Origin of the sequence: Allotamlana fucoidanivorans (genome assembly GCF_006265225.1) — a bacterium.
Lineage (GTDB): Bacteria > Bacteroidota > Bacteroidia > Flavobacteriales > Flavobacteriaceae > Allotamlana > Allotamlana fucoidanivorans.
In genome coordinates, this window is the sequence record NZ_VDCS01000013.1 from 37,962 (window position 1) to 49,411 (window position 11,450).

The window sequence follows — 11,450 nt, forward strand, 5'->3', positions numbered from 1 at the left end:
TATAAAATGCTAAATTAAGCAGTTCTATAGTATCACACAATTTATAAAATATAAATTATTATTGTGCTTTAAATGCTTTCAATTTTTCAATTAATTCAGGAACTACTTGAAAGGCGTCTCCAACTACACCATAATCGGCTGCTTTAAAAAACGGTGCTTCAGGATCGGTATTTATTACCACCTTTACTTTTGAGGCGTTTACACCAGCTAAATGTTGAATGGCTCCAGAAATACCTATGGCAATATACAAGTTTGATGCTACAGGCTTCCCTGTTTGTCCAACATGCTCACCATGAGGGCGCCATCCTAAATCTGATACGGGTTTTGAACACGCTGTTGCTGCGCCTAAAACATCGGCAAGTTCTTCAATCATGCCCCAATTTTCAGGACCTTTTAAACCACGTCCGCCAGAAACTACTATTTCGGCATCGGCAATGGTTACCTTACCTACAGCTTTATCAACCGATTCTACCTTGGTGCTAGACTCAGGAATAGATGGAGTGAAATTTTCAGAAGTTGCATTAGATGGATTTTCAACTATGCCAAAGGCATTATTTGAAACACCAACAATTTTTACTTCTGTATTAATTTGTATGTTTTCAAAGGCTTTATTAGTGAACGCACTACGTTTTACAGTAAACGGACTCACATTTGAAGGTGTTTTAACCACATTTGAGGCATAGCCTGCTTGTAATGAAGCCGCTAATAATGGTGCTACATATTTACTATTTGCGCTTGAACTTACAATAATGACCTTTGCTTCTTCGTTTTGAGCCGCCTGTGCTAAAACAGATGCGTAAATTTTAGCATTAAAACCTTGTAATGCATCGTTATTTATATTTAATATCTTGTCAACACCATAATGGCCTAATGTTGAAGTGTCCTCTGTATTTATGGCTACCGCCGTAACCGATGTGCCTAATTGATTGGCAACGGCCTTGGCATATGAAGCAACTTCGAATGCTGCTTTTTTAAAGGCGCCTTGTTCTGATTCTGTATATACTAAAACTGACATAATTTTTATTTTTTTGTCTTCCCGAATGCATTTCAGGATAAGATTTAACCAATTCTGTTATTAAAAATTCCGAAAACAAGTATCGGAAAGAACGCTTCTTGTTTTAAATCACCTTGGCTTCGTTATGAAGTAGGTTTATTAGCTCGTCTAAATTATCAGGCGATACTAAAGTAACAGCACCTTTTGGAGCAGGTTTTTCAAATGATAATGAACTTGTTTTTGTTTCAGAAGCTACAGGTTCAACAACGTTTAGTGGTTTTTTTCTAGCCATCATTATACCGCGCATATTAGGTATTCTTAAATCACTTTCTTCAACCAAACCTTTTTGACCACCAATAACCAAGGGGAGTGAGGTAGAAACTGTTTCTTTTCCGCCATCAATTTCTCGAATAACCGTAGCTGAATGCCCGTCAATTTCAAGCCCCATACAGTTGTTTACAAAATTAGAACTGGTCAACCCTGCTAATATACCAGGAACCATACCTCCGTTATAGTCAATAGATTCTCTGCCGGCTATTATTAAATTGTAAGCCCCATTAGTTACAACTTCGGCAAGTTGTTTGGCCACAGAAAAACCATCAGTGGCTACGGTGTTAATGCGGATAGCTTCATCGGCACCAATAGCTAAAGCTTTTCGCAATGTGGGTTCTGTTTCAGGACCGCCAACATTTACAACAGTAATATGTGCGCCTTGTTTTTCTTTAAACCACATGGCGCGTGTTAAACCAAATTCATCATTGGGGTTAATTACAAACTGAACACCATTGGTGTCAAATGTTGTTTTGTCCTCAGTGAAATTAATCTTTGAAGTAGTGTCAGGTACATGACTAATACACACTAATATTTTCATTTGCTTATTTGTTAAAAGGTCTCATTTTATTTAGGATACGAAGTTAAATATTTTATTCTGAATATTTACTATGCATGCATAGTAAATATGTGTTGTTATTTTGATTAGTTGACTTAAAAATGATTTTCATGAAGATGTTAGCACAACAAAATCAATTAATAAGGGTTTTAGTATATCCTCAGTTATTGTTATAGATTTCTGTGAACTTAATAAAAATTATTTTCTAGATAATTTTCCTTTTTGATTTTATGTTAGATTATTCTTAATAATTCCTATTTTTGCATCTCGTATAAAAATCAATCTTAATGAAGACAATTCAATTTAGAGAAGCTATTTGCGAAGCCATGAGTGAAGAAATGCGCAGAGATGAGAGCGTGTACTTAATGGGTGAGGAGGTAGCAGAATATAATGGTGCATACAAAGCATCAAAAGGTATGTTAGATGAGTTTGGGCCAAAGCGTGTTATAGATACCCCAATTGCAGAGCTTGGTTTTGCAGGAATTGCTGTAGGTTCTACCATGACTGGTAATAGACCTATTGTGGAGTATATGACGTTTAACTTCTCTTTAGTTGGAATTGATCAAATTATAAATAATGCTGCGAAAATCAGGCAAATGTCTGGTGGGCAGTTTAAGTGCCCTATTGTATTTCGTGGTCCTACGGCCTCTGCAGGGCAGTTGGGAGCTACGCACTCTCAAGCTTTTGAGAACTGGTTTGCTAATACGCCAGGTTTAAAAGTTGTGGTACCTTCAAATCCTTATGATGCAAAAGGTTTGTTAAAGGCCGCAATTAGAGATGATGATCCAGTGATTTTTATGGAGAGTGAGCAAATGTATGGTGATAAAGGTGAAGTGCCCGAAGGGGAGTATGTGTTGCCTATTGGCGTAGCCGATATTAAACGAAAAGGCGATGATGTTACTATCGTGTCTTTTGGAAAGATTATTAAAGAAGCCTACAAAGCCGCAGACCAATTAGAAAAAGAAGGTATTTCTTGTGAAATTATAGATTTACGTACAGTGCGCCCAATGGATAGAAAAGCGATTGTGGAGTCTGTAAAGAAAACCAATAGATTAGTAGTTCTAGAAGAAGCTTGGCCGTTTGGTAGTGTAGCCACTGAAATTACTTATTTAGTGCAGTCTGAGGCGTTTGATTATTTGGATGCTCCAGTTATTAAGTTAAACACAGCTGATACGCCTGCTCCTTATTCTCCAGTGTTACTGGCAGAATGGTTACCTAACAGTGATGATGTTATCAAAGCTGTAAAGAAGGTAATGTACAAATAAAAGTATATTTTTTACGTTATATAAACTTCATTGACAAATTTGTTGGTGAAGTTTTTTTGTATTTATGAACATAAGACTACTTCAGGTATTTTTGATTTTTAGTGGGGTTGCAATGACGGCTCAAACCAAAGTGAGCGGTTATGTATTTGATGAAGATAATGCCCCAATTTCATTTGCCAATGTTATTTTTAGCGAATCAACGCAAGGTACCATAACAAATGAAGATGGAAGATTTTATTTGGAGTCTGATGAAAATTGGGAAGAAATCACTGTGTCTTTTATTGGTTTTGAAACTTTAAAGCTTTCCTTAGATAAGAAAGTAACTTATAATTTAAACGTTACACTCAAGGAAGAAGCAAGTCAGCTTGATCAGGTGGTCATTATTTCAGGAAAACAACCTAAAAAAAACAATCCAGCTATTGATTTATTGAGAAAAATATGGGCCAATAAACGTAGTAATGGCTTGAAGCAGTTTAGTCAATACCAATTTGATAAATACGAGAAACTAGAATTTGATATCAATACTATTGATAGCGCTCTTATAAAAAGTAGACTCTTTAAAGGCATGGAGTTTATTTTTGATCAAGTTGACACCTCGAGCGTAACGGGTAAAACCTATTTGCCTATTTTTATAAATGAGTCGTTTTCAAAGGTATATGGTGATAATGTTATTCATAAAACTAAAGAAACTCTTGAAGGTAATAAGAACTCTGGCTTTAGTGATAATCAAATTATTATTGATTTTATAAAAGATTTATATTCAGATTTTAACGTTTATGACAACTATTTGAAGTTCTTTGATAAAAGCTTTGTAAGTCCCATTTCTAGAACAGGAATCAGTACCTACAACTATGTGCTTTCTGATAGTGCTTTCATAGATAATAAGTGGTGTTACAATATTATTTATTATCCCAGAAGAAAAAATGAGCTGACCTTTAAAGGCGATTTCTGGGTAGCAGACACTACCTATGCTATTAAAGAAATTAATATGCAGGCTTCAAAAAGTGCTAATATAAATTGGGTTAAAGAGATTTATATTGAACAAGAATTTGAAGTGCTAAATGACTCGCTGTTTTTAGTGAAGCGCGATTATATGATGTCTGATTTTGCTTTTAATAAGAAAGAGAAGTCACGGGGTATTTACGGAAAACGAACCACGCTTTATGATAATTATAAGTTTGATGTTAAACAGGATAAAAAGTTTTATGAAAAGGAGGTTAACTTCTTTGATAAAGATGTTTATGATAGAAGTGATGATTTTTGGTCTGAAAATAGATTAGAAAAACTTAACAAAGACGAGAAAGGGGTATATAAAATGCTAGATACCTTAAAAACTGTCAAAAAATTTAAGAGGCTTTATAATTTAGGAAGCATTTTAGCTTCAGGATATATTGAATTTAATTCATTGCCTCTAGATTATGGACCTATATATTCTACGGTGGGTTATAATGATGTTGAAGGCTGGCGGTTACGAGCTGGTGGTAGAACCTATTTTGGTCGAAATGATTTGTGGCGTATTGAAGGTTTCATGGCCTATGGTTTTAATGACAATAAATTCAAATATGGTATTTCAGGTAAGTGGTTGCTAGATAAACGTACTAGGTTAATTATTTCAGGAGGAAACAGAAGAGATGTTGAGCAAATTGGGGCGAGTTTAACAACATCAAATGATGTGTTAGGAAGAAGTTTTGCGTCGTCAGGTGTGTTTACCACGGCCACCAATGATAAGTTGACTAACATAAATTTATCTACTATAGGACTTGAAATTGAGCCTGCTAAAAATTTAATTTTAAAATTAGGAGGAAGTTATCGTACATTAGAATCAGCTTCGCCTACCTTCAGTTTAGACTATTATGACGCTAATTCGCCTACAGGGATTTCTTCAGAAATAAAGCAGTTTGAAAGTACCTTTTTAATGGCTTATTTTCCAAATCGAAAGATGACAGGGTACGGCGTGGAACGCTTGACGGCTAATGATGATTTTGCACAACTTTTTGCTCAAGTTAGTAAAGGGCATAAAGGGAAGCAGGGAGATAATTTTGACTATACCAAACTTCAGTTTAGGTTTATAAAGCCTTGGCAGATTGGTGGGTTTGGACGGTTATACACCACACTCGAGGCTGGTAAAACGTTTGGTGTGGTGCCTTTGGGATTAATGAGTGTGGTACCTGGTAATCAAAGTTACTTTTCCATTTATAATACATTTTCTCAGCTTGACTTTTATGAATTTGTTGCAGATACTTATACGTCTGTACATATTGAGCACAATTTTAACGGACGTATTTTTTCAAGAATTCCTTTCTTAAAAAAATATAACCTTAGGGCTATAGCGGGTATTAGAGGAGTAATGGGTAGTGTGTCCGATGAAAACAAGGCCATTAATGCTTCAGGGTTAGTGTACAAAGCCCCGTCTTCAGTGCCCTATTATGAATATAGTTTTGGTGTTGGTAATATTTTTAAAGTATTTAGGTTAGACTTTAATTTTAGAGGCAACTATTTAAATCCAATAGAAAACCCTATGGCTAGAAAATTTGGAATAACTGGGGCTTTTGGGTTTTCTTTTTAAAGGTGTTATACGCTGTTTCAGAGCGAATAAAAAAGCATTTTATAGATTTTATAAATCACTTTTTTAGCGGTTTTCTACTTTTGGTAAAATTTTAAGCCCAAGCACATCATGAAGTTAATTTTAAGGCCTATAGTATTAGGTGTTTTTTTATGTTTTAATTTGGTCATATCACAGGAAGAATTAAAACTAACGGTTAAAGATAGCATGGTAACAAGTTCTTGGATGGTTGGACTCGGTTACAATTTTGTAGATGAATCGGGAGATATTTATGTTAAGCCTTTAGAGGTGAATAATCATTTAAACGCGGTTGCTTTTCCGTCAAGAATTAGTATTGGACGTTATTTTGAAAATGGTCTAGGAATTGAATTAATAGGAACTTATAATAAGTATAAAGTTGGTCAAAATATTAATGGAAATCCTAATCCGGTTGAATCTGATTATTACGGAATAGATTCTAGGGTGTCCTATGATTTGAATAAAATATTTGGTGAAACAGGCTGGTTTGATCCTTATGTCGGGGTAGGTTTAGGGTATACCGATTCTGATAATACACCCAAAGGTACATTTAATGGTGTTGTTGGATTTAGAACTTGGTTGTCTGATCATTGGGGTTTTGATTTTAGTTCTTCAGGTAAATGGCGACTAGGCGGGGTAGGTACAGATCATGTACAGCATGCCGCAGGTGTAGTTTATAGGTTTGGCATTAAAAAAGAATTAACGAAAAAAGGCCTTCAAAAAGCTGAATTGAAGGAATCTATAGCAAAAGAAAATCAAAGAAAATTAGATTCTATTGAACGTATTAATAAAAAGAAAGAAGCTGAGGCTTTAGCCTTTCAAAGGGAAGCAGAAAGAAAAAAACAGTTAGCAAAAGAAAAGGAGGAAGAGAGGCAGCGAGAAATCCTAGCTCGTAAGGAGCAGGTTGAGAATGATATAAGTAATTTGGGTGTGGTGTATTTTAAATTTGATTCGTTTACTTTAACTAATGATTCAAAACAAGTGTTAGATGCATTGATTTCAATTTTAGAAAATCATAAAGAAGTTAATCTGAAAATTAACGGACACACGGATTCTCGTGGTACTAGAGAATATAATCAGAAACTTTCAGAAACACGGGCAAATGCTGTGAAAGATTATTTGATAGGTAAAGGAATAAATGATTCCAGAATAGAAAGTGAAGGATTTGGAGAATCACAATTATTAAATGATTGTGATGGAAGTAAACCTTGTACTGACGCTAAGCATGGCATTAATAGAAGGATAGAAAGTGTTGTGGTGTTTTCAGATTAAATAAAGAACATGTTGGTAGTAAAAAATATCTTAGGGAGCTAAAAAAGTCAAAAGGATTAACTAATTTTTTAGTCCTTTTTTGATTAATATATGTCGTTGAAAGGTATTGAAATGTTAAAAAAACATGCGTTTTGTCGAATAAAATAGTTTTTAAGCGAGTTTTGATCTAGTTTCGTAGGAAAGTTAATCCCAAATTTGACTAAAAACATGAAGACCTTAAAACTTATTTTATTATGCCTTTTTGTATCTACACACTCATTTGCTAATGTGTCACCTAAAGAAAAGGACGCGTTAATTGCTTTATATAAGGCAACAAACGGTCATAACTGGAATTCCACGTGGGATTTAGAAGCTCCTGTAGAAACTTGGCACGGCGTTAAGTTGGACAGCGAAAAAGTGGTTGAAATTAATCTTCAGTTCAATAATCTAGATGGTCATTTACCAAATGAGATAGGCGATTTATTGTATTTAAGAAAAATGAATTTAGGATTCAATAAATTAAAAGGCACTATTCCTTCAAGTATAAAAAACTTACTTGATTTAAAAGTATTAGAATTATTCATGAATGGTTTTGAAGGGAAAATCCCTTCGGAATTAGGTAAATTAAGAGATTTAGAATCACTAAAACTGTATAGCAATAAGTTTTCGGGAGAAATACCAACAGAACTCATGGAACTAAAAAACCTGAAAGAACTGTTGTTAGGAAGCAACTATTTAACAGGTCATATTCCCAATGAAATCTATGCATTATCAAAATTAGAAAAATTGAGTTTAATGGATAACAAAATGGATGGTGAAATTCCAGTTGAAATTGCGCAATTAAAAAACCTGCAAGAACTATTGTTGTCTACAAATCAATTTACTGGAAATTTACCAATTGAATTCATGCAAATGGATAAGCTTAGTACTATTATGGTAAGTGACAACAACTTGAATATGGAATATATTAGTGTATCAGGTAATCAGCCTGTATTTAATAAAATGGATTTGCAAAGTGCTACTGCAACCATGGACATAGAAAAGGAGTAATTACATTATAAATTTAGTTTTTAAGCCATCGTTTAGATGGCTTTTTTTTATATTGGGTAATATGATAATTGAGCATTATTTTACCTGTCCTCATTGCTGGCAACGTATTTCTGTTCTTATAGATAAAACAATTTCAGAACAGCAATACATAGAAGATTGTGAAGTATGTTGTAACCCATTTCTATTAAAAATACGTTTTAAAAATTCAGAACTAACAGGTTTTCAGGCTATAAGTATTGAACAATAATATTTTGTTAATTTATGCTTGCAAAATCTAAAAAGGATTGTATATTTGCAGTCCAATATCGCGGGATAGAGCAGTAGGTAGCTCGTCGGGCTCATAACCCGAAGGTCACTGGTTCGAGTCCAGTTCCCGCTACAAAGTAAGAGAATCTAGAAATAGGTTCTCTTTTTTTATAGTTCCATTTATGTCTATATATCTAGTGAGAGAGTGGCATATGTAGAATAAAAATGAATGCCTTTAATTTGACCAGTCTTAATAAAGAAAACGGAATGTGTTTTATATCAACCGAATCATCCAGAGCTTAGGTGTTTATTGTGACTGAACAATAGAGTAGTGATAAAGTTCATGAGAAACCTGGACAGCATGGTTTTCTGCTCAATCAATAGTATTTCCAAAAATCAACTTGGGTTCTCTTTCCGTCCGCTAAATCACCCAGTTCAACAGCTTTTGTTTTCATTTCTTTTCTAAGCTGTTCTACTAGTTCAGTGTATTCAGGGAAATCGGCTAAATTAAATGTCTCCCAAGGATCTTTTGTGATGTTAAACAATTGTGTTACTCTTGATCCGGCAATAAAATCTCCCTTCTTATTGTTGCTGTCAGGAGCCCTTACATACTCTATGAGTTTATAATCTCCTTTTCTAAAGGCTCGTTGATGTTGGCGGTAGGCATGATAAGTATAATCTCTAACTTGATTGACCTCATGATTTATAATTGGCACTAAACTTTTACCCGTAACAGAGCCTGGTGTTTTTATACCAGCCATATCACACAGTGTTGGAAAGATATCATAATTATAACAAAAGGCTTTTTCTCGTCGTCCCTTATTTGAGGTATCAAGGAAACCACCAGAAATAATAAATGGAATATGTATGCCATCTTCATCATAAATATTTTGTTTACCTATTAATCCATGATTACCAACTGCCAAGCCGCTATCACCTGCTACCACAATGATGCTATTGTCATATTGACCACTTTCTTTTAAGGCTGTAATAACCCGACCTATTTGAGCATCGAGATGCGTGATGATGGCATAATAGTCTGAAAGCTGTTTCTGGGCTACTTGCTTTGTTCTTGGCCAAGGTGCTAATTGTTCGTCACGTAAAACGATATGTCCATTATCAAAAGGGTGTTGTAACATATGGGATGGAGGTAACGCTATGTCAGCTTCAGGGTACATATCTTTATATGCTTTTGGAGCCTGTCGTGGGTCATGCGGAGCATGAAAGGCTAAGTACATAAAGAACGGTTTCTTTTTTTCGCTGTAGGAAGAGATAAAATCTATGGCGCCATTCGCTATGACTTCAGAACTGTGTGGCCCATCAGTTTCTGTTCCTGTAGGGCCTCTTTTATCATTTTTGGTAACGGGTCTTCGTACTTCTTTACCATTTTCATCCCAATTAATAAGAAATGCGTTTTCTTTTGGATAATTGCCAGCTTTGTTCCATTGAGAAAAAGGCATTCTGAAATGGTCTTGTAGATAGACAGGTTTTCCCATAACTAATCCCCCAGAAGTAAAGCCACGGGCAAGAGATTGCGTGTCCTGATGCCATTTACCAACATGGTAAGCGTAATATCCAGCATTCATAAAAGCTTCTCCCATCATGGTATGATTTGTTGGGATATTGTTGCCTATACCATCTAAGTCAAATAAATGCCGCCCTGTAAGTAACATAGCTCTACTTGGTATGCAGGTTGCTCCACTAAAAGCTCCCATTAAATAGGCGTTTGTAAAGCTGATTCCTGTATAAGCCAGATTATCTAAGTTTGGAGTACTTAAAGCTTGACCTCCAAGCGCATGAACACCTGTAAATCGATGATCATCAGTGTAAATCATAATTACGTTTGGCTTCTTGTTTTTCTGAGCTACTAATTTTGGTAGTACTGCAATTATTAAGATAATGCACAATATGATTTTTTTCATTCTTTCTTTGATTTATACTGCGTTATAAAAGTTTAAAAAATATTGGTTTTTTAAACTAGATAAAAATAACGCAAGTTTTAAAAAAATCATGTAAAATCATCTGGGTTATAACGATATTTGACCATATCTTATTAAGTAAAAACTATAATTGTTAGTTGCAGCTGTTTTTAAACAACGAAAAATAATAAGTTAGCTGTTCAGGTGTGTTTTGTTTTCTTATGATAAGGTAAAAAAAGAGGTGTTGATTAGTCAAGCACTCTTTTCAGAACTGGAATTCAACAACCAAGAGACTTATGCTAGATTGGATATAAGAGCTAATTATTTTCAAAAGTTTAATGCGTTTATCCTTGAACCAAGATTAAATATACGGCAGAAGTTGTCACATCTGTTTGCTGTTAAATTACAAGGTGAGTTTAAAAACCAATCGGTTACACAGATTATAGACTTTCAAGATGATTTTTTAGGGGTTGAAAACAGACGATGGATTTTAGCCAATACTAAAAATGTACCTATCTCAAAAAGTAAACAGGCTTCTTTGGGTTTTGAGTACAATCATCGTAATTGGATTTTGGATGTTGAGGGCTATTATAAGGTGGTAAATGGTATTACCCTTTCTAATGAGGGGTTTTATAATAATTTTCAGTATTTAAAGGCTTCGGGCCGTTATAAGGTAAAAGGGCTTGAGTTTCTTGTTAATAAAACAGCGAGTCATTACAGTACGTGGCTGAGTTATACTTATAGTGTAAATGATTATGAGTTTAAAATTTTAAATCCGCCCGTGTTCCCCAATAATATGGATATCAGGCATTCTGTGTCCTTAGCTTTTAATTATAATATTTTAGAACCATTAGAGATTTCTTTAGGAGGTATTTGGCGTTCGGGAAAACCTTATACCAAACCCGTTGAAGGTCATGAAACCATTCAGAATGGTAATGATATTGTTGTGAATTATGGTGATCCTAATCGCGACAACCTTGAAGATTTTATGCGATTGGATGCTTCATTAAATTATGGTTTTAACCTCAGTAAAGGTATGATATCTTCAGTGCGTGTTGGCGTTATTAATATTTTGAATAGAAAGAATGTTATAAATACCTACTATGAAGTTAATCCTGAGGATTCAAGTTCTGCTATAGCGATTGAAAATAAATCGTTAGGATTGACACCAAATGTTAGCTTTAGATGCCATTTTTAAGATGAGCTTATGCCTTATAAAACTACCATAACAAAAAAGCCTACCAAGCGTATACCT

The 11,450-nt window shown here is 34.6% G+C and carries 9 protein-coding genes and 1 tRNA gene; 7 read left to right on the forward strand and 3 right to left on the reverse strand.

All coding sequences use genetic code 11. The features are described 5' to 3' along the window. Positions 1–58 precede the first annotated feature (58 nt). Both FGF67_RS13675 and FGF67_RS13680 read right to left on the reverse strand, forming a co-directional pair. Positions 59–1,015, reverse strand: a complete 957-nt coding sequence (locus FGF67_RS13675; protein WP_139698325.1) for an electron transfer flavoprotein subunit alpha/FixB family protein — start codon at positions 1,013–1,015, stop codon at positions 59–61. 103 nt (positions 1,016–1,118) lie between these two features. Then, complete coding sequence (locus FGF67_RS13680) at positions 1,119–1,865, reverse strand: electron transfer flavoprotein subunit beta/FixA family protein (protein ID WP_139698326.1); 747 nt, start codon at positions 1,863–1,865, stop codon at positions 1,119–1,121. Between the two features lie 305 nt (positions 1,866–2,170). Between FGF67_RS13680 and FGF67_RS13685 the strand changes: the two genes are divergently transcribed. The 6 genes from FGF67_RS13685 to FGF67_RS13710 all read left to right on the forward strand — a co-directional run bounded on the left by FGF67_RS13685 (position 2,171) and on the right by FGF67_RS13710 (position 8,409). Further along, a complete protein-coding gene (locus FGF67_RS13685; RefSeq protein ID WP_139698327.1) occupies positions 2,171–3,148 on the forward strand; it encodes a pyruvate dehydrogenase complex E1 component subunit beta in 978 nt (325 codons plus the stop codon). 64 nt (positions 3,149–3,212) lie between these two features. Beyond that, positions 3,213–5,714 (forward strand): DUF5686 and carboxypeptidase-like regulatory domain-containing protein, encoded by a 2,502-nt coding sequence (locus FGF67_RS13690; RefSeq protein WP_139698328.1) that lies wholly within the window; start codon positions 3,213–3,215, stop codon positions 5,712–5,714. Between the two features lie 108 nt (positions 5,715–5,822). After that, positions 5,823–7,001, forward strand: a complete 1,179-nt coding sequence (locus FGF67_RS13695) for an OmpA family protein (protein WP_139698329.1) — start codon at positions 5,823–5,825, stop codon at positions 6,999–7,001. A gap of 207 nt (positions 7,002–7,208) precedes the next feature. Continuing rightward, positions 7,209–8,030, forward strand: coding sequence for a leucine-rich repeat domain-containing protein (locus tag FGF67_RS13700; protein WP_139698330.1), 822 nt, complete (start codon positions 7,209–7,211; stop codon positions 8,028–8,030). Positions 8,031–8,091: 61 nt separating this feature from the next. Beyond that, complete coding sequence (locus FGF67_RS13705) at positions 8,092–8,277, forward strand: CPXCG motif-containing cysteine-rich protein (RefSeq protein WP_317128558.1); 186 nt, start codon at positions 8,092–8,094, stop codon at positions 8,275–8,277. A 59-nt stretch (positions 8,278–8,336) separates the two neighbouring features. Further along, positions 8,337–8,409, forward strand: a tRNA-Met gene (locus FGF67_RS13710). 244 nt (positions 8,410–8,653) lie between these two features. On the opposite strand, the gene FGF67_RS13715 is transcribed toward FGF67_RS13710, so the two are convergent. Further along, entirely contained in the window at positions 8,654–10,198 is a 1,545-nt protein-coding gene (locus FGF67_RS13715) for a sulfatase-like hydrolase/transferase (RefSeq protein WP_139698331.1), read from the reverse strand. Between the two features lie 241 nt (positions 10,199–10,439). On the opposite strand from FGF67_RS13715, the gene FGF67_RS13720 reads away from it, so the two are divergent. Beyond that, on the forward strand, positions 10,440–11,393 hold the full coding sequence (locus FGF67_RS13720) for a TonB-dependent receptor domain-containing protein (protein WP_233244083.1): 954 nt from the start codon (positions 10,440–10,442) through the stop codon (positions 11,391–11,393). Positions 11,394–11,450 lie beyond the last annotated feature (57 nt).

Coding starts and splice junctions, on each gene's coding strand:
- FGF67_RS13715 (WP_139698331.1), bottom strand. CDS start 10,198: ATGAAAAAAATCATATTGTGCATTATCTTAATAATTGCAGTACTACCA.
- FGF67_RS13690 (WP_139698328.1), top strand. CDS start 3,213: ATGAACATAAGACTACTTCAGGTATTTTTGATTTTTAGTGGGGTTGCA.
- FGF67_RS13695 (WP_139698329.1), top strand. CDS start 5,823: ATGAAGTTAATTTTAAGGCCTATAGTATTAGGTGTTTTTTTATGTTTT.
- FGF67_RS13700 (WP_139698330.1), top strand. CDS start 7,209: ATGAAGACCTTAAAACTTATTTTATTATGCCTTTTTGTATCTACACAC.
- FGF67_RS13705 (WP_317128558.1), top strand. CDS start 8,092: ATGATAATTGAGCATTATTTTACCTGTCCTCATTGCTGGCAACGTATT.
- FGF67_RS13680 (WP_139698326.1), bottom strand. CDS start 1,865: ATGAAAATATTAGTGTGTATTAGTCATGTACCTGACACTACTTCAAAG.
- FGF67_RS13685 (WP_139698327.1), top strand. CDS start 2,171: ATGAAGACAATTCAATTTAGAGAAGCTATTTGCGAAGCCATGAGTGAA.
- FGF67_RS13675 (WP_139698325.1), bottom strand. CDS start 1,015: ATGTCAGTTTTAGTATATACAGAATCAGAACAAGGCGCCTTTAAAAAA.